The sequence below is a fragment of the Kitasatospora sp. NPDC034023 genome, from assembly GCF_055575795.1.
Window position 1 is genome coordinate 88,494 of sequence record NZ_JBVIRY010000003.1, and the last position, 16,952, is coordinate 105,445.

At 73.4% G+C, this 16,952-nt stretch carries 17 protein-coding genes; 9 read left to right on the plus strand and 8 right to left on the minus strand.

Annotated elements, in window-relative coordinates; translation table 11 throughout:
* Nucleotides 1-409 precede the first annotated feature (409 nt).
* A complete protein-coding gene (locus ACZ52R_RS05755; RefSeq protein ID WP_465619530.1) occupies nt 410-1,363 on the minus strand; it encodes a TIGR03557 family F420-dependent LLM class oxidoreductase in 954 nt (317 codons plus the stop codon).
* 122 nt (nt 1,364-1,485) lie between these two features.
* A complete protein-coding gene (locus ACZ52R_RS05760; protein ID WP_465619528.1) occupies nt 1,486-1,896 on the minus strand; it encodes a nuclear transport factor 2 family protein in 411 nt (136 codons plus the stop codon).
* Nucleotides 1,897-2,157: 261 nt separating this feature from the next.
* Here ACZ52R_RS05760 and ACZ52R_RS05765 point away from each other — a divergent pair, with 261 nt between their 5' ends.
* Both ACZ52R_RS05765 and ACZ52R_RS05770 read left to right on the plus strand, forming a co-directional pair.
* Nucleotides 2,158-3,696 (plus strand): threonine/serine exporter family protein, encoded by a 1,539-nt coding sequence (locus ACZ52R_RS05765; protein ID WP_465619526.1) that lies wholly within the window; start codon nt 2,158-2,160, stop codon nt 3,694-3,696.
* 139 nt (nt 3,697-3,835) lie between these two features.
* Nucleotides 3,836-3,991 carry a DUF6131 family protein gene (locus tag ACZ52R_RS05770; protein WP_360491069.1) on the plus strand — a complete coding sequence of 52 codons (156 nt, stop codon included), beginning with the start codon at nt 3,836-3,838 and terminating at the stop codon, nt 3,989-3,991.
* A 118-nt stretch (nt 3,992-4,109) separates the two neighbouring features.
* On the opposite strand, the gene ACZ52R_RS05775 is transcribed toward ACZ52R_RS05770, so the two are convergent.
* Together ACZ52R_RS05775 and ACZ52R_RS05780 are read right to left on the minus strand one after the other, a co-directional pair.
* Nucleotides 4,110-4,403: a helix-turn-helix transcriptional regulator gene (locus ACZ52R_RS05775; protein WP_465619523.1), complete on the minus strand. Its 294-nt coding sequence runs from the start codon at nt 4,401-4,403 to the stop codon at nt 4,110-4,112.
* A 101-nt stretch (nt 4,404-4,504) separates the two neighbouring features.
* Complete coding sequence (locus ACZ52R_RS05780) at nt 4,505-4,846, minus strand: hypothetical protein (protein WP_360491063.1); 342 nt, start codon at nt 4,844-4,846, stop codon at nt 4,505-4,507.
* Between the two features lie 206 nt (nt 4,847-5,052).
* Between ACZ52R_RS05780 and ACZ52R_RS05785 the strand changes: the two genes are divergently transcribed.
* From ACZ52R_RS05785 to ctaF, 3 genes are all read left to right on the plus strand, one after another.
* Nucleotides 5,053-5,694, plus strand: a complete 642-nt coding sequence (locus ACZ52R_RS05785; protein WP_465619520.1) for an L-threonylcarbamoyladenylate synthase — start codon at nt 5,053-5,055, stop codon at nt 5,692-5,694.
* 190 nt (nt 5,695-5,884) lie between these two features.
* Entirely contained in the window at nt 5,885-7,588 is a 1,704-nt protein-coding gene (gene ctaD / locus ACZ52R_RS05790; RefSeq protein ID WP_465619518.1) for an aa3-type cytochrome oxidase subunit I, read from the plus strand.
* Nucleotides 7,585-7,980 (plus strand): aa3-type cytochrome oxidase subunit IV, encoded by a 396-nt coding sequence (gene ctaF, locus ACZ52R_RS05795; RefSeq protein WP_465619516.1) that lies wholly within the window; start codon nt 7,585-7,587, stop codon nt 7,978-7,980. The genes ctaD and ctaF overlap by 4 nt, the downstream gene beginning before the upstream one ends.
* Here ctaF and qcrB read toward each other — a convergent pair.
* The 3 genes from qcrB to ACZ52R_RS05810 all read right to left on the minus strand — a co-directional run bounded on the left by qcrB (nt 7,946) and on the right by ACZ52R_RS05810 (nt 10,896).
* Nucleotides 7,946-9,655: a cytochrome bc1 complex cytochrome b subunit gene (qcrB, locus tag ACZ52R_RS05800; RefSeq protein ID WP_465619514.1), complete on the minus strand. Its 1,710-nt coding sequence runs from the start codon at nt 9,653-9,655 to the stop codon at nt 7,946-7,948. The two genes, ctaF and qcrB, sit on opposite strands and share 35 nt — an antisense overlap.
* 127 nt (nt 9,656-9,782) lie before the next feature.
* Nucleotides 9,783-10,202: an SsgA family sporulation/cell division regulator gene (locus tag ACZ52R_RS05805; RefSeq protein ID WP_465752827.1), complete on the minus strand. Its 420-nt coding sequence runs from the start codon at nt 10,200-10,202 to the stop codon at nt 9,783-9,785.
* 190 nt (nt 10,203-10,392) lie between these two features.
* Nucleotides 10,393-10,896 carry an N-acetyltransferase gene (locus tag ACZ52R_RS05810; RefSeq protein ID WP_465619510.1) on the minus strand — a complete coding sequence of 168 codons (504 nt, stop codon included), beginning with the start codon at nt 10,894-10,896 and terminating at the stop codon, nt 10,393-10,395.
* 105 nt (nt 10,897-11,001) lie between these two features.
* On the opposite strand from ACZ52R_RS05810, the gene ACZ52R_RS05815 reads away from it, so the two are divergent.
* Complete coding sequence (locus tag ACZ52R_RS05815; RefSeq protein ID WP_465619508.1) at nt 11,002-11,577, plus strand: hypothetical protein; 576 nt, start codon at nt 11,002-11,004, stop codon at nt 11,575-11,577.
* 51 nt (nt 11,578-11,628) lie between these two features.
* Here ACZ52R_RS05815 and ACZ52R_RS05820 read toward each other — a convergent pair whose 3' ends face one another.
* Nucleotides 11,629-12,543, minus strand: a complete 915-nt coding sequence (locus ACZ52R_RS05820; protein ID WP_465619506.1) for a hypothetical protein — start codon at nt 12,541-12,543, stop codon at nt 11,629-11,631.
* Nucleotides 12,544-12,744: 201 nt separating this feature from the next.
* Between ACZ52R_RS05820 and ACZ52R_RS05825 the strand changes: the two genes are divergently transcribed.
* The 3 genes from ACZ52R_RS05825 to ACZ52R_RS05835 all read left to right on the plus strand — a co-directional run bounded on the left by ACZ52R_RS05825 (nt 12,745) and on the right by ACZ52R_RS05835 (nt 16,914).
* A complete protein-coding gene (locus ACZ52R_RS05825) occupies nt 12,745-13,878 on the plus strand; it encodes an FAD-dependent oxidoreductase (RefSeq protein WP_360491039.1) in 1,134 nt (377 codons plus the stop codon).
* Between the two features lie 164 nt (nt 13,879-14,042).
* Nucleotides 14,043-15,734, plus strand: coding sequence for a hydrogenase maturation protein (locus ACZ52R_RS05830; protein WP_465619504.1), 1,692 nt, complete (start codon nt 14,043-14,045; stop codon nt 15,732-15,734).
* A gap of 133 nt (nt 15,735-15,867) precedes the next feature.
* The gene (locus ACZ52R_RS05835; protein WP_465752829.1) at nt 15,868-16,914 is read left to right on the plus strand and encodes an NADH-quinone oxidoreductase subunit B family protein; all 1,047 of its coding nucleotides are present in this window, start codon (nt 15,868-15,870) and stop codon (nt 16,912-16,914) included.
* Nucleotides 16,915-16,952 lie beyond the last annotated feature (38 nt).

Genomic DNA, 16,952 nt, shown 5'->3' on the forward strand with positions numbered 1-16,952 from the left:
GTCGAAACGTCACCGGGGACCCGCGAGCCGTCAGGCCTGCCCGGGGTGCGGTTCCGGAGGCGGCGCCGGATCGGGGTCGGGGAACGGCGGGACCGGCGGCGGTATCGGATCGGGCGGCTGGCCGGGACCGGGCGCCGGGTACGGGTGGGGGATCGGCTGGGTGTCCGGGTCCGGGGGTGTCGGAATGGTCATCGGGAACCTTCCTCGGTCGGGGTCCTTGCGCAGGTGCGGGTACCCGGCGGGATCACTCCGAATCCGCCGGCGCCTGAAGTTCCCGCTGCCCGGACCGTTTTCGCGCAGGCTCCAGGGCGGGTAGGCCTTCACGGCCCGCTCCTCGAAGTCACGGCCGTCGATGCCACGGCCCTCGACGCCACAACCCTCGGTGTCACGACGTTCCCCGGCTCGGCGCTCAGGCCACCAGCGGCAGGATCTGCTCGCGGTAGAAGTCGAAGAACCCCTCCTGCTCCGGGCCGATCTGGCCGACGTACACCTCGTCGAACCCGGCGCCGACGTACGCGCGCAGTCGGTCCGCATGCTGTTGCGGATTGTCGCCGCAGGTCACCGACCGGGCCACCATCTCCTCGGTGACCAGCTCGGTGGCCTGCTCGAAGTGGCTCGGCGTGGGCAGCACCTGGGCGAGTTCGCCGGGCAGCAGCTCGCTCGGCCAGAGCCGGTGGACGGTCTTGACCGCCCGGTCCGAGTCCTCCGACCAGCAGACCTTCACCCCGCCGATGACCGGCCCGGTGCCGCCGGCCGTTCGGTAGCGGCCGATCAGCTCGGTGTCCGGGCTCATGGTGACCAGCCCGTCCGCGAAACCCGCCGCCAGCTCGGCCGCCTTGGGGCCGAACGCCGAGGCGTACACCGGCAGCCGGCCCTCCTTCGGGGGCGTGTAGAGCCGGGCGTTCTCGACCGTGTAGTACGTGCCGTGGTGGGAGACCTCGCCGCCGGTGAACAGCTCGCGCATCACCGCCACGGCCTCCTCCAGCATCTCCGCCCGCAGGTCGAACGGCGGCCAGCGGTCACCCAGCACGTGCTCGTTGAGCGCCTCCCCGGTGCCCACCCCGAGCCGCAGCCCGCCGTCCAGCTGCACGTCCGCCGTGGCCGCCGCCTGCGCCGTCACGGCGGGGTGCAACCGGACGGTCGGGCAGGTGACCAGCGTGGTCACCGGCAGCCGGGTGACCTGCGACAGCGCGCCGATCACGCCCCAGACGAACGGGCTGTTGCCCTGGGCGTCGTTCCACGGGTGGTAGTGGTCGGAGATCGCCAGCCGGGTGAAACCGGCCCGCTCCGCCAGCCCGGCCTGTTCGACCAGTTGGGCGGGGGTGAACTCCTCACAGGACAGGAAGTAGCCGAACGCGGTCATGGCAGCCTCGGTTCGTCGATCGGCCCGGTGGCCCTTCGCCGGAGCGGCTAACCGGACCGGGCCTCCCGAAACCTCCGCCTCCGCTTCAGCCGTCGCACCACTCCCGCCTCGCACCACTCCCGCTACGACGCCTCGCCCGGGTCCGGGAAGGAATGGTGCTCGTGCGCGACCAGCCAGCGCCCGTCCTCCTTACGCAGCCCGACGGTCAGCCGCAGCCGCTGCGCCGGACGGTCGGCGAAGTCCTGCGGCGTGCCGCAGCGCAGCAGGGCGTGCGCGAAGGCGACGTCCGCACCGGCGGTCACGTCCAGCGACTCGATCTCGAACGCCGCGCCCTGCGCCTGCCACTCGAAGAACGGCGGCCAGGTCTCCCGGTACGCGTCGAGGCCGCGCACCCCCTCGTACGGCGGCGGCACGTCGAACATCACGATGTCCGCCGCGTGGTCGGCGACGACCCCGTCGAGGTCGCCCGCGTGGACCGCGGCGGCCCAAGTCCGGATCAGATCGGCGATCTGCTCCTCGTCACTCTCGGCCATGGTCAGGATCGTAGGTCTGATTCCACACTCCGGCCTGGCCTGCGCGTCCGTTCGCACCAGGCACCAGGCACCAGGCACCAGGCACCAGGCACAAGGCACCGCGCCCCGTGCGCCACCGGCACGCCCGTCGCGGTGGGGCGTGTACGGTCCGTCGCGCTCCGCCGGGGAGCGCGTGCCGGGCGCCGGAGTGTTCGCGGGCATGTCACCCCGGGTAGTTGATCAGGCGCAACGAGTGTGTGGGGGGTGGTCCAGGGAGTCGCGATGTCGGAACACGATCCGCTCGGCACGCGTGCCGGTTCGGAAGGGCGTCCGGTGCGGCCCGGCAGGGTGCCGCCCCAGCTGCCACCGCCCGCGAGCGCGGCCGGGCAGGGCGCGGCCGGGCAGGTCCCGGAGGGGCCCGAGGACGCCGACTCCGCCGGCCCCTGGCCGGACCGGATGCTGCCACTGCTGCGTATGCCTGCCGCGGATCGCCGGCTGGCGTCGGGGTCCTCCGGGGTGGGGCAGCCCGGAACCGTCGAGCCGGCGCGGGTGCTGGCCCTCGCGCTGCTGGTGGGGGAGCTGCTGCTGGCGAGCGGCGAGGCGGCGGAGGACGTCGAGGCGGCCATGCTCGCCGTCGCCCGGGCCTACCGCGTCCATCCGTGCGATCCGCAGGTCACCTTCACCCGGGTGGCGATCTCCTACCAGCCGGGCTCGCCCGAGCCGTCGCTGACGGCGGAGTGCTCCGTACGCCGCCCCGCCGGGGACTACGCGCGGCTGGCGGCCGTCTTCCGGCTGGTCACCGAGATCGCGGCCGGCGGCATCGGCGTCCGCGACGCGCACGAGCGACTGGTGGCCGTGCACCGGCGCGGCCGCCGCTACCCCGGCTGGCTGTTCGTGCTGTGCTGCGGGCTGCTGGCCGGAGCCGCGACGCTGCTGGTCGGCGGCCGGACGGACGCCCGGGCCTGGCTGGTGTTCGCCAGTGCCGTCGTCGCGGCCCTGGCGGGCAACCGGCTCTCGGCCCTGGTGGCGCGCCACGACCTGCCGGCCTTCTACCAGTTCGTGGTGGCCGCGGTGCCGGCGGCCGTGATCGGCATCCTGCTGTCGTTCAACGGGCTGCACCTGCGCGGGTCGGTGGTGATCACCGGTGGACTGTTCGCGGTGCTGCCGGGCTGGCCCATGGTGGCGGCGGCCCAGGACGGCCTGGCGGGTTTCTACCTGACCGCCGCCGCGCGCCTGCTGGAAGCGATGTACCTGATGGCCGGCGTGGTGATCGGGGTGATGACGGTGCTCTACGTCGGCGTCAACAACGGTGCGGACCTGGCCGCCCAGGACGCTCCGGCCGGGGCGGTGAACCCGCCGCTTCAGCTCGCCGCGGCGGTGCTGCTGACCCTGACCTTCGCGGTGCTGTTGAACACCGAGCCGGGCTCGCTGCCCGCAGTCCTGCTCAACAGCGCGGCCGGCTGGACGACGTACGGGGTGCTGGCCAACGCCGGTGCGGAGTCGATCCTGGCCACCGGGCTCGCCGCCGGGCTGGTGGGCCTGTCCGGCCAGCTGATGGCGCGCTACCGGGGCAGTCCGGTGCTACCGCACGTCACGGCGGCCCTGGGACCGCTGCTGCCCGGGTCGGTGCTGTACTTCGGGATGCTCGCCTTCGTCCGGGGCCAGCCCGAGGTCGGGCTGAGCGGCATCGGGCGGGCCGCCGCGATGGCGATGGCCCTGGCCATCGGCGTGAACCTGGGCCGCGAGCTGGCCCGGCTGTTCCTGCCCGTCGCGCGCACGGCCCCGCCGGCCCGCCGGCAGGGCGGCCGGCACCGCCGGTGACGGGGATCGAACCGGTGGCGGCGGTTCGGTTTGCCCGGCCGCCGGAGAGGTAGACGCCGACCTGTGAACCGGGCGAGAACGGGTGGCTCCGAGGCCGCCCGTTCGGTACCCGTCCCCTCGTCTACCCGGGAGGCTTCCCGTGATCGTCCTCGGTGTGATCCTGCTCATCATCGGCTTCGTCACCGGCATCGCGATCCTCTGGACCATCGGCCTCGTGCTGGTCGTGATCGGTCTGGTCCTGTGGGTCGCCGGCGCGCTCGGCCACGCCATCGGCGGACGCCGCCACTACTACTGAACCGAGGACCGCTGAATCTGATCCCCGCTCAGTCCTCCGCACTGAAGGCAGTACTCCGCACTGAAGGCAGTACCCGTGGAAGGCAGTACTCCGTGCTGAAGGGGCCGGCTACGACCCCTCAGCGCAGCAGCACGGCGAGCAGCTCGGCGATGGTCGGACCGGCGTCGGCCGGGTGCCGCAGCTGCTTGCTGTCGATGACGCTGTAGTGGTTGGCGCGGCCGCGCCGCTCGTGCGTGAGGTAGCCCGCCTCCTCGAGATCGACGATGATCCGCTGCACGGCGCGCTCGGTGAGCAGGCACTTCGCGGCGATGTCGCGCACCCGGATGCCGGGGTCGCGGGCGATCTGGACGAGAACGCGGGCGTGGTTCGTCAGGAAGGTCCACTGCCGCGGCGTGGCTTGGCCGTTTTCCACAGCTCAAGGATAGGGTCGCGGGCTGTGCTCCGATACCGCCGCCGGGCGGTTCCGTACCTTCGGCCCCGCGTATTCGGCTCCGCCTCTTCAGTCCCGCACTGTCAGGGGCAGTCCTCGTGGAGCCCGCAGAGCCAGGCCAGCGCCTGATGGGCGCCGAGGACGTAGGCGTGCTCCGTCCCCTGGGTGAGGGCCCGGCGCAGGCGTACGGCGGCGGCCTGGCACTCCGCCAGCAGCTGTGCCCGGCACGGTTCGGCCGCGCCGACCGCGGCGGTGGCGGTGACCGGCGCCGCGACCTGGGCCCCGGCGGCCCACCGGTAGGCCCCCAGCACGCCGTGCTCGAAGCCGGTCCAGGGCCGGGGCCGCCGGTTGGCCGTGTCGATCGCGGCGAACACCTCGTCCAGCGGGCGCACTCCCACGGCCGGGATCGTCTCGTCACTGGTCATGTCGGCAACCTACGTCCGCCCGGTGCCGTCCGCCCCCGGTGGCGGCGGTCCGGCGCGGACGGGCGGCGGCGAGGTCCACCCGGGCGGCGGAGGGCCCGGCGGGGAGCGGGGGTCCGCCCGGTAGTCTGACCGGGTCGTGCCCGGCCGGTGAGGTGGCCGGGCCGGATGAACGGTGCGGGCCGGCGGCCCGCTGGTGGAGATCTTTGATGACTCGTCGTTTTGACTGCTCGGACGCGTCCGAGCGCGCAGCCGGGCTGCGCGAGGCCGTGGCCGCGGTGCGCCGCGGCGAACTCGTCGTGCTGCCCACGGACACCGTGTACGGGGTGGGCGCGGACGCCTTCGCGCCGGAGGCGGTCGCGCGTCTGCTGGCGGCCAAGGGCCGGGGACGGAACATGCCCTCGCCGGTGCTGGTCGGCTCCCCGGAGGACCTCGACGGCCTGGTGGAGGTGTCGCAGCGCGCTCGGGACCTCGTGGCGGCGTTCTGGCCGGGCGGGCTGACCGTGGTCGCCCGTCACCTGGAGTCGGTCGAGCTGGACCTCGGCGACACCCGGGGAACGGTCGCGGTGCGGATGCCCGCGCACCCCGTGGCCATCGAACTGCTCAACGCCACCGGGCCGTTGGCCGTCTCCAGTGCCAACCTGACCGGGCAGGAGTCCCCGCAGGACTGCGACGCCGCCCAGGGCATGCTGGGCGACTCGGTGGCCGTGTACCTCGACGGGGGCCCGACGGCGGCCGCCGTGCCGTCCTCGATCGTGGACGTCACCGGCGAGGTGCCGGTGCTGCTGCGCGCGGGCGCGATCGGCGCCGAGCGGCTCCGCGAGGTCGTCCCCGACCTGCTGGAGCGCTGAGCCGCCCGGACCGGGACGCCGCTCGACCCGGGACGCCGCTCGACCCGGGGCGCCGCACCGCGTGGCGCCCCGGCCGGTCGGACGGCCGCCGCTAGGGTCGGCGATGGCGCGCCGGGGCGGGCCCTCCGGCTCGCGCGGAGGGTGTCGGCGACGCCACCGGGGGCGTCGTCGGCTCCGCTGCGGAGGTTCCATGAGCGCCACGTCCACCGCGTCGCGTCGTACCCAGGCCCGGGTCCGTCGGGGCAGCACGCTGCTGCGCTGGCTGTTCACCACCGACCACAAGGTCATCGGGAACCTCTACCTGGCGACGGCGTTCGGCTTCTTCCTGGTCGGCGGCGTGCTGGCGTTGCTGATGCGCGCTCAACTGATGGGGCCGGACACCGGGATCCTGTCGAACGAGCGCTACAACCAGATGTTCACCATGCACGGCACGATCATGCTGCTGCTGTTCGCCACCCCGACCTTCGCCGGGTTCGCCAACGCGATCATGCCGCTGCAGATCGGGGCGCCGGACGTCGCCTTCCCCCGGCTGAACGCCTTCACCTACTGGGCCTTCCTGCTCGGCGGGCTGATGGTCCTGAGCGGCTTCCTCACCTCCCAGGGCGCGCCCGCCTTCGGCTGGTTCGCCTACGCGCCGCTGAACGGGCCGCTGTTCTCGCCGGGGCAGGGGGGAGACCTGTGGGCGTTCGGCCTGGTCGTGGCCGGCCTCGGCACGATCCTGGGCTCGGTCAACTTCATCACCACCATCACCTGCCTGCGGGCGCCCGGCATGACGCTCTTCCGGATGCCGGTCTTCACCTGGAACGTGCTGTTCACCTCGATCATGGTGCTGCTGGCCTTCCCGGTGCTGACGGCCGCGCTGCTCTGTCTGGAGGCGGACCGGAAGTTCGGCGCGCACGCCTTCGACGCGGCCAACGGCGGGGCGATCCTGTGGCAGCACCTCTTCTGGTTCTTCGGCCACCCCGAGGTCTACATCGTCGCGATCCCGTTCTTCGGCATCGTCAGCGAGATCATCCCGGTGTTCAGCCGCAAACCGCTGTTCGGCTACTACGGCATGATCGGTGCGACCATCGCCATCACCGCCCTGTCGATGACGGTGTGGGCGCACCACATGTTCGCGACGGGCCAGGTGCTGCTGCCGTTCTTCTCGATGATGTCGTTCCTCATCGCCGTGCCGACCGGGGTGAAGTTCTTCAACTGGGTCGGGACGATGTGGAACGGCTCGCTGTCCTTCGAGACCCCGATGCTCTGGTCGATCGGCTTCATGGTGACCTTCCTGTTCGGCGGGTTGAGCGGGGTGCTGCTGGCCGCGCCGCCGATCGACTTCCACGTCACCGACAGCTACTTCGTGGTGGCCCATCTCCACTACGTGCTGTTCGGCACGGTGGTGTTCGCCACCTTCGGCGGCTTCTACTTCTGGTGGCCGAAGCTGACCGGGAAGATGCTCGACGAGAAGCTCGGGAAGGTGCACTTCTGGATCCTGTTCGTCGGGTTCCAGACCACCTTCCTGGTGATGCACTGGCTGGGCGCCCAGGGGATGCCGCGCCGTTACGCGACCTACCTGGCGGTGGACGACTTCACGGCGCTGAACGTGTGCGCCTCGATCGGCTCCTTCCTGCTCGGGGTCTCCAACCTGCCGTTCTTCTACAACGTCTGGACCACCACCCGGCACGGCGCCCGGGTCACCGAGGACGACCCGTGGGGCTGGGGCCGCGGGCTGGAGTGGGCCACCTCCTGCCCTCCGCCGAAGCACAACTTCCACGCGCTGCCCCGGATCCGCTCCGAGTCGCCGGCCTTCGACCTGCACCATCCGGAGGTGCCGACGGAGGAGTCGTCGGGCGGAGCCTCCGGCCGGTCGTCCGGCCGTACGGGCGAGCGGGGGAGCGGGCGATGAAGGCGGAGGGCTGGCTGTTCGCCGTCATGACGGTGTTCTTCGCGGTGACCGGGCTGATCTACGGGTTCTGGGCGCGGGAGCCCGCCGGCAAGGCGATCCTGGCGGTGGCGTTCCTGATGTCGGGTCTGATCGCGCTGTTCTGGTTCCTCCAGCACCAGCGGCGGGGCGGCGGACGGCCGCAGGACCGCAAGGACGCCGAGATCGCCGAGGCGACGGGCCCGGTGGGGTTCTTCCCGGCCCGCAGCGGCTACCCGGCGCTGACGGCGCTCGGCCTGACGGTCTTCGTCCTCGGCCTGGTCTTCGCCCGCTGGCTGATCGTCACCGGTGCCGTGGTGCTCGCGTTCGCCGTGTTCGGGTTCATCTTCCAGTACGACGACGACGGCGACGGATGAGGCCGCGGAGCAGCCGGCGGACCGGGCCGGTTTCCGGCGGGCCGGTCGGCCGGTCCGCCGGTCCGGCGGGGTGCGAGGGGGCGGTGAGGACACCTGCGAGGCGCTCCGACTCCCCTTCGGTGGCCGGGAGTTCGACTCGGTCGCGGTAGAACCAGGAGCTCGCGGCGGCGCGCACGTGTTCGTGGCGCGGCGCCCCGTCCGGGGCGGGGAGCGGGTCCGGCGCGGACCGGGCCAGCAGCACGAACCGCTCGTCCGCGGGCACGGGGCGGTGGTGGCCGGTGAAGCCGCCGTCGTGGCGCTGGTCGATCCGGCCGGTCTCGTCGCCCTTCAGCAGCCGGTCGCGGTCATGGGCCTGGAGGGCCAGGCAGAGCCGCCGGGTGAGCAGGAACGCCGCGGGTGGCAGCACGATCAGCCCTGCCCGCAGCACGTCCGTGAGCGCGTTGACGGAGATGCCGAAGGCGTACGCGATCACGTCGTTGCCGCCGGCGATCAGCAGCACCGCGTAGGCGGTGATCCCGGCGACGCCCAGCCCGGTGCGGGTGGGCTTGTTGCGCGGGCGGTCGCACAGGTGGTGCTCGCCGCGGTCGGGGTCGAGCCAGCGTTCGGCGAAGGGGTAGGCGTACAGGACCGCGAAGAGCAGGCCGGGCACCACCAGGGCCGGGAGGAAGACGTTCCACGACACCGTGCGCCCGAACAGGTCGGTCTCCGCGGCGGGCATCAGCCGCAGGGCGCCCTCGATGAACCCGATGTACCAGTCCGGCTGGGCTCCGGCCGCGGCCACGTCGGGCCGGTAGGAGGCGTAGCGCCAGATCGGGTTGATCTCCGCGAGGAAGGCGGACATCGCCATGACGCCGGCCACCGCGAAGGTCAGGCCCACCGTACGGGTGAGGAACTGGGGGAAGAAGGGCATCCCGACGACATTCCGGTTGGTGCGGCCGGGGGCGGCCCACTGGGTGTGCTTGAGCACCACCACGAGCGTCAGATGGGCCCCGATCAGGGCCAGCAACAGGCCGGGCACGAGGAGGATGTGCAGGGTGAACAGCCGGGGGATGATGTCGTGGCCGGGGAACTCGCCGCCGAAGGCGAAGAAGGTGAGGTAGGTGCCGACCAGCGGCACCGAGAGCAGCACGCCCTCGGCGATCCTCAGCCCGGTGCCCGAGAGGGTGTCGTCCGGCAGCGAGTAGCCGGAGAACCCCTCGAGCAGCGCGAGGTTGAACAGCGTCACCCCGATGACCCAGTTGAGCTCGCGCGGACGGCGGAAGGCCCCGGTGAAGAACACCCGCAGCAGGTGCACGCCGATCGCCGAGGCGAACAACAGTGCCGACCAGTGGTGGATCTGACGGATCACCAGACCACCGCGCACCTCGAAGCTGATGCGCAGCGTCGACGCGTACGCCTCGGACACGGGGACGCCGCGCAGCGGCAGGTAGGCGCCGTCGTAGACGACCTCGCTCATGCTCGGGTCGAAGAAGAAGGTCAGGTAGACGCCGGTCAGCAGCAGGACGACGAAGCTGTACAGCGCGAGTTCGCCCAGCAGGAACGACCAGTGGTCCGGGAACACCTTGCGCAGCAGTTCCCGGCCCGCCTCCATGACCGGCAGCCGCCCGTCCAGCCGGGTCGCGACACGTTCACCGGCGGACGGCTCGCGCCCGTTCGAAGCCTTGGTTGCCTCCACGCAGGCAACCTAGTGGGAGGTGCTCCGCGCGGGGCGGCCGAGAGCTGCGGGTCCCGTGGCGCCCGGCGGCAGATCACTCCGACGGCGGAACATGCGCGGTCCTCCGGCGGCGCCGGGCGGGCTCCGGTCAGTCGCCCGGGAGCAGGAAGGCGAGCGCGGCGTCGACGTCGAGGTGCTCGGACTCCGATCCGGCGGGCACCAGGGAGAAGGAGTCCGAGAGGAAGGCCGATACCTCGGCGGCGGGGGCGCTGAGGACGGCCTTTCCGGAAGGCCCCCGCAGAGTGATGAGCACCTCACCGTCGGGCCCCGGGCTCACACTGACGTCACCGCTGCCGGCGGGGGCGTGCCGGCCCTCGTTCAGCAGCTCGCGGCTGAAGTACCAGCACACCTGGGCGTCCACGGTCACGCACTCGCACGGGGTCAGCGGGAACGCCAGGCATGCCGCGTACGGCAGGTCCGGGTCGAACCGCAGCTCGGCGGTGACCGGGACGTCGGGCAGTGGGCTGTCGGGGAAGGTGACGGGCATCGAGTGGGCGGGCATCTGCATCGAACGACCCTCCTAAGGTCCGGACGCGCCGCCCCGCTCGGGCGGGCGCCCCGTCCGGCGCCTACCCGGTGCCCCCCGGTACAGTCCGGGTCCGCGAAACTTTCACAACGTCCGTGCAGGCATGGGTACTTCCCCCGCCGCCCGGCCGCCCGGCCGCCCGGAGCCCGGCCGCGAGTGCGCGGCCGTCGGCTCAGGCGCGGGCGGCCGCGGGCCGGGCCAGCCACTCCTGCCAGGAGACCTCGTGGCCGATGAGGCAGGGCCGGCGGAACGGCCACGCGTCGGTGATCCACCGGGGGACGAGCGCGTCCAGCGCCCGCTCCAGCTCGGTGCCGACCCGGTCGTCCACCACCCACCAGGAGATCTCGGCGTCGGAGCCGGCCTTCTGGGGCGGGTCGATGTAGACGCAGCCGAGCAGGGCCGTCTCCGCCTCGTCGAACAGCGCGTAGTTGAACGACTCGTGGGCGGCGATCTCCCGCTCGTGCCGGACCAGGTCGTCGAGGTCCTGCTGGTAGGTCATGGTGGCGATGGGCCAGCCCCAGGCCTCGCCGTAGATCGACCAGAGGCGCTCGCGGGAGCCCATCACGGCGGGGTAGTCGAGCTCGGTGTCGGTCCCGGCGATCGGGCGCAGGTGGTGGCTGCCACCGGGGAGCGGCACGTGGACGGGGTGGACGAAATCGGCAGGCAGCCAGGTCATGGGCCTGGAGCCTAGCCGAGGCAGGCTCCGGGCCGCCCGGATTATCGGCGCGGGGCCTGACCGGCCGGGATGACGCCGGGCCCGCCGCCGGGGCATGATCACCGGATGACGATGATCAGGACCAGGTGGGGGCGCCTCGGGATACCGGCGGTGGCGGCCCTGGCCGTACTGGCGGCGGGGTGCGGGACGAAGCACGCGGACGCGCCCGGCGGCACGGGGGCGGGGGGCGCGACGGCGGCGGTGCCCACCCTCGCGGCCGACTTCCCCTGCCCCGGCGAGACCCCGACCAGGACCCCGACGCCGACCGCGAGCGGCTCGGCCCAGGCCACCGCGCCCGTCGACCACTACGCGGAGAACCACGGCTTCAAGGTGCCCATCCCGCTGCACGGTCAGCGGCGCTGCGACGGCCTGGACGCCGTGCGGCGGATCAAGGGCGCGCTCGAGCCCCTCCGCGCCCGGGGCGACTTCGCTCCGGACAGCACCCGTGGTCTGCTCACCGGTCTCGGCTACCCGGCCGCCAAGGTGAAGGTCGCCCCGAACGGCCCGACCGGCGTCAGTTTCCTGGTCGACGCCACCCCGTTGTGCCTGGAGGGCACGATGAGCAGCGCCACCACCGCGGCGGACGCCTTCGCGGGCTACCCGGACGGCACCGGCTGCGAGGAGCCCCGCGGCGGCCACTGACGGCCCGCCCGGGCCGCGCCCGGTGGCGCCGCTACTCCATGAGCATGCAGCTCAACGGGCCTGCGGCTCCCGGCCGTTGTCGCTCGCGGCTTTGTCGAGCGACAGCGGCGGCCGGGCGGCCTCCGCCGCCGGCGACCGGGTGCTCTCCACCTCCGGCGGCTCCGGGTCGTTCTGCTCGATGCGGTTCAGCAGCCGGGCGACGGCGTCGGTGCGCTCCCGCAGGGCCGCGACCCGGGCGGCGTCGGTGGGCTCGGCGAGCTGTTCGGCGGGCAGGACCGGGATACCGCGGCTGCGGGCGGTGGCGATCAGGCTCTCGCCGGTCCGGGCGGTGACGACGAGCGTCGCGGCGGCGAACACGCCCGCGTCCAGGGTGCGCTGGCGTCCCAGCAGACCGCGGTGGACGATCCGGGCCGGGACGGTCAGTTCGTCCAGGCGCTGGTCGACCGAGCCGCGTTCGAGGGCCGCGAGGACGACGGTGGCCAGCGCCTCGCCGGCCCTGGTGACGACCCACTTGCGGCCGGGCACCGGCGGCAGGAACTCGCGGATCCGGTCCACCTCGTGCTCCAGGGCGGTGGTGGTCAGCACCTCGAAGGCGTTGCGGGTGCGGATCTCGACGACCTTGTCCCACTCGATCTCCTCGCCGTCGAAGCCGACCTGCGACGGCCCGAGGTGGACGGCGCCGAGGCCGTCGAGGAGCCCGAGCAGCTTGTGCACCACGGCCGGGGTGCGGGGGTGGCGGCCGATCAGGGTGCCCACCGACAGCTTCCACGGCTCGGTGGCGGGAACGGGCGGCCGTTCGACGGAGCCGAGGGCCGTGAGCGCCCACCGCCCGCCGGCGGCCGCCCGGCCGCCCCGCAGGACGGCCTGCCGCCCGGCCTCGCCCAACCCGGCCGCGGCTCCCGCGGCAGCTCCCGCCGCCGCCCCGACCAGTCGCCCCAGACCGCCCACCAGCTCGCCCCCGCGCACGTCCCGTTCCTTTCGTCCCACCGCTCGTTCCAGAGGCCGCCATGGTACGGCCCGTCCGCGCCACGCGTTCCGCCGCAGGTCGCCGGTGACGTTCGAAGCGGTGACGTTTGTCATACGGTTCCGGCCACAAAGCTCACTGACACCGGGTCGGCTCCCTGCGGCAAGATCGACTCCGGCGGGGAGACGAACAGGGGAGTGGACATGAAGGTACTGGTGGCCGGGGCCGGACTCGGCGGGCTCTGCCTCGCGCACGGACTGCTGCGGGCGGGCGTGGACGTCCGGGTGCTCGAGCGGGAGGACGGCCCGCACAGCCGCTACCAGGGCTTCCGGATCGCCCTGAACGCGCACGGCCTGGCGGCTCTGCACGCGTGCCTGCCGGAGCGGCTGCACGCCCTGCTGGCGGCCGTCTCCGGGCCGATGGCGGGCGAGCGACGGGTCGTCGACCAGCAGTTGCAGGAGATCCGCCGGCTCGGCACCGCGGACGAGGGCACGGCCGCCGACCGGTACGTGCTGCGCCAGTTGCTGCTGGCCGGGCTCGGCGACCGGGTCGAGTTCGGCAAGCCCGTGGTCGGCTACACCGAGCGGGCCGACGGCACGGTCGAGGCGCACCTTGGCGACGGGAGCAGCGCGGTCGGCGACCTTCTCGTGGGCGCGGACGGCGTGGGCTCGGCGGTGCGCCGCCAACTGCTGCCCGGGGCCGAGGTGGTCACCCTCCCCGGCAGCGCCGTCCTGGGACGCACCCCGCTCACCGAGCGGTTCGCCGCCCTCGTCCCCGGCTTCGGCACCGTGGTGCACGGCACCGGCGCGAGCCTGCTGCTCGGCCGGATGGAGTTCCGTCGGCCGCCGAGGCTCGCCGCCGCCGAGCTGGCGCCCGACGTCCGGCTGCCCGACACCGGGAGCTACCTGCGCTGGGTGGTGATGCCGACCGGCGACCTTCCCGCCGGGCCGAGGCCCTGGGAGGCCGTCCGGGGCGACCTGCTGGACCTGCTCGACGGCTGGCACCCGGACCTCGTCGAGCTCGTCCGCCAGGCCGACGTCGTCAACAGCTCCCCCCTGACCGTCCGTTACGCCGAGCCCGTACCGCACTGGAGCGGCACTCGCCGGGTCACCCTGCTCGGGGACGCGATCCACACCATGCCGCCGAGCGGCGGCCAGGGCGCCAACACGGCCCTGCGCGACGCCGCCCTGCTCGCCCGCACGCTCACCGCCGTCCAGCGGGGCGCGGCCGAACTCCCGGACGCCGTCGAGCAGTACGAGCAGCAGATGCTCGAGTACGGCTTCGCCGCCGTCGCCGAGAGCCTGGACCGCCTGCCGGACTTCACCCCCGCACGGTGACCGCCGGCCGCTGACACCCGCGCGGTGACCGCCGCAGGCCGGCCCCCGCGGGTGACCGCCGCACGGGTGAACGGGCGGCGCGGCATGCCGCACCGGCCGGGGGTCCGTCGGACCGGGGGTGATGATCGCCGGGTTCCCGGCCGCCCGCACCCCCGGAGGCAGACATGCGGATCCTGCTCCTCGCCAGCGCCTTCAACAGCCTCAGCCAGCGCCTCCACGCCGAACTGCGGGACCGGCGGCACACCGTGGACGTCCTGCTCGCCGGGGACGACGAGGAACTGCGGGCGTCGATCCGCCGCCGGTCGCCGGACCTGCTGCTGGCGCCCATGCTGCGCACCGCGATCCCCGAGGACGTCTGGTCGGCGCTGACCTGCCTGGTCGTCCATCCCGGCCCGCCCGGCGACCGGGGCCCCTCCTCCCTCGACCGGGCGATCCAGGAGGGCGCCGCCGACTGGGGCGTGACGGTGCTGCAGGCCGAGGCGGAGATGGACGCCGGGCCGGTCTGGGCCCGGGAGCCCTGCCGACTGCCCGGGCTCGGGAAGAGCGACCTGTACCGCAACGAGGTCTCCGACGCCGCCGTCCGGGCCGTGCTGGCCGCCGTCGAGCGTTTCGCCTCCGGCTCGTACGCGCCGCAGCCGCAGCACGGCCCGTCCTGGCGGGAGCCGGTGCGGGTGCGCCCCTTCCTGCGCCAGGCGGAGCGCCGGATCGACTGGGCGGCCGACCCCACCGCCACGGTCCTGCGCAAGCTCCGCGCGGCGGACTCCCAGCCCGGGGTGCTCGACACGCTGGGCGACGACGAGTGGTACCTGCACGGCGGGCACCCGGAGCCGCTGCTGCGCGGCCGCCCGGGCGAGCTGATCGCCACCCGGGCCGGGGCGGTGTGCCGGGCCACCGCGGACGGCGCGGTGTGGATCCCGGAACTCCGGCGCCGGCGCCCGCCCGGCGGGCGCGCGACCGTCAAGCTCCCGGCGGTGACGGCGCTCGGCGCCCTGCTGCCCGCGCTGCCGGAGGTGGCGGCGCCGCTGATGACGGGCGCGGGCGGGCGGTCCACGTGGACGGACCTGGAGTACCGCGAGGAGGGCCCGGTGGGCTTCCTGCGCTTCTCCTTCCCCGGGGGCGCGATGTCCACCGACCACTGCCGCCGCCTGCTGGACGCCTACCGCTTCGCGCTGCGCCGGCCGACCTCGGTGCTGGTGCTCGGCGGCGGCCGGGACTTCTTCTCCAACGGCATCCACCTCAACGTCATCGAGGCCGCGCCGGACCCGGCCGCCGAGTCCTGGGCCAACATCACCGCGATGGACGACCTGGTCGCCGAGGTGCTCACCACCACCGACCGGCTGGTGGTCGCCGCCCTGGGCGGGAACGCGGCGGCCGGCGGGGCGATGCTCGCCCTGGCGGCGGACGAGGTGTGGTGCCGGCGGGGCTGCGTCCTCAACCCGCACTACCGGCTGATGGGGCTGTACGGGTCGGAGTACTGGACGTACACCCTGCCGCGCCGGGTGGGGCCGGCGCAGGCCGAGCGGCTGACCCGGCAGGCGCTGCCGGTGTCCGCGGCGTCGGCCGAGCGGATCGGCCTGGTGGACCGGGTCGTCGACTGCGGGCCGCAGGAGTTCGGGCCGGTCGCGGCCCGCCTGGCCGGGCTGCTCGCCGCCTCGCCCGCCGTCCAGCGGCGGATCGCGGGGAAGAAGGCCGCGCGCGAGGCCGACGAGGCGGCCAAGCCGCTCGCCGCCTACCGGGAGGAGGAGCTGGCGGTGATGCACCGGCAGTTCTTCACCCCCGAATCGCCGTACCACGCGCTGCGGTCCGCGTTCGTCCGCAAGCGCCCCGCCCCCGCAGGGCTCCTCGCCGAGACGTGACCCGAACGGCCCGGCCGGCTTGCGCTCCCGGGGGTGACCCCGTCGGGTCCGTGGAACGGCGGCCGGTCCGGACTGTTGCTATGACTGTGTTTGAGCCATTTCGTCCGGCTCCCATCCCCGAGGAGGCATCCTCATGGGTGCTGCAACAACCGACACCGACGTGGTGCACATTCTCTGGATCAACGCCGGCCTCAGCTGTGACGGCGACTCCGTCTCGCTGACCGCCGCGATGCAGCCCAGCATCGAGGAGATCGTCACCGGCGCGCTGCCCGGCCTGCCCAAGGTCGCCGTGCACTGGCCGCTGATCGACTTCGAGTGCGGCCCGGTCCAGGGCGCGGACAACTTCGTCGAGTGGTTCTTCAAGGCCGAGCGCGGCGAGATCGAGCCGTTCGTCCTCGTCGTCGAGGGGTCCATCCCCAACGAGAAGATCAAGAAGGAGGGCTACTGGTGCGGCTTCGGTGACGACCCCGCCACCGGCCAGCCCATCACCACCAGTGAGTGGCTGGACCGGCTCGCCCCCAAGGCGACCGCCGTGGTCGCGATCGGCACCTGTGCCACGTACGGCGGCATCCACGCGATGGCCGGCAACCCGACCGGTGCGATGGGCGTGCCGGACTACCTGGGCTGGGACTGGAAGTCCAAGGCCGGGCTGCCGATCGTCTGCGTGCCGGGCTGCCCGATCCAGCCCGACAACTTCGCCGAGACGCTCACCTACCTGCTGTACCAGTTGGCCGGCTCGGCGCCGATGATCCCGCTGGACGACAAGCTGCGGCCGACCTGGCTGTTCGGCGCCACCGTCCACGAGGGCTGCGACCGCGGCGGCTACTACGAGCAGGGCCAGTTCGCCACCGACTACGGCACTCCCGAGTGCCTGGTGCGGCTCGGCTGCTGGGGCCCGGTCGTCAAGTGCAACGTCACAAAACGCGGCTGGACCAACGGCATCGGCGGCTGCCCGAACGTGGGCGGCATCTGCATCGCCTGCACCATGCCGGGCTTCCCGGACAAGTTCATGCCCTTCATGGACCCGCCGCCCGGCTCGCGCGTCTCCACCGGAGCCAGCAGCGCGTACGGCGCGGTGGTCCGCCGGCTGCGCGCGATCACGCTGAAGACCGTCGACAAGGAACCGAAGTGGCGCCACACCGGGCGCCACCTGACCACGGGCTACCGACCGCCCTGGTGACGCCGAAGGGCCGCACGCCCCCGTGGTGTGCGGCCCGT

Coding starts and splice junctions, on each gene's coding strand:
- ACZ52R_RS05755 (WP_465619530.1), bottom strand. CDS start 1,363: ATGACCGCGTTCGGCTACTTCCTGTCCTGTGAGGAGTTCACCCCCGCC.
- ACZ52R_RS05760 (WP_465619528.1), bottom strand. CDS start 1,896: ATGGCCGAGAGTGACGAGGAGCAGATCGCCGATCTGATCCGGACTTGG.
- ACZ52R_RS05765 (WP_465619526.1), top strand. CDS start 2,158: ATGTCGGAACACGATCCGCTCGGCACGCGTGCCGGTTCGGAAGGGCGT.
- ACZ52R_RS05780 (WP_360491063.1), bottom strand. CDS start 4,846: ATGACCAGTGACGAGACGATCCCGGCCGTGGGAGTGCGCCCGCTGGAC.
- ACZ52R_RS05785 (WP_465619520.1), top strand. CDS start 5,053: ATGACTCGTCGTTTTGACTGCTCGGACGCGTCCGAGCGCGCAGCCGGG.
- ctaD (WP_465619518.1), top strand. CDS start 5,885: ATGAGCGCCACGTCCACCGCGTCGCGTCGTACCCAGGCCCGGGTCCGT.
- ctaF (WP_465619516.1), top strand. CDS start 7,585: ATGAAGGCGGAGGGCTGGCTGTTCGCCGTCATGACGGTGTTCTTCGCG.
- ACZ52R_RS05805 (WP_465752827.1), bottom strand. CDS start 10,202: ATGCAGATGCCCGCCCACTCGATGCCCGTCACCTTCCCCGACAGCCCA.
- ACZ52R_RS05810 (WP_465619510.1), bottom strand. CDS start 10,896: ATGACCTGGCTGCCTGCCGATTTCGTCCACCCCGTCCACGTGCCGCTC.
- ACZ52R_RS05815 (WP_465619508.1), top strand. CDS start 11,002: ATGACGATGATCAGGACCAGGTGGGGGCGCCTCGGGATACCGGCGGTG.
- ACZ52R_RS05825 (WP_360491039.1), top strand. CDS start 12,745: ATGAAGGTACTGGTGGCCGGGGCCGGACTCGGCGGGCTCTGCCTCGCG.
- ACZ52R_RS05830 (WP_465619504.1), top strand. CDS start 14,043: ATGCGGATCCTGCTCCTCGCCAGCGCCTTCAACAGCCTCAGCCAGCGC.
- ACZ52R_RS05835 (WP_465752829.1), top strand. CDS start 15,868: ATGGGTGCTGCAACAACCGACACCGACGTGGTGCACATTCTCTGGATC.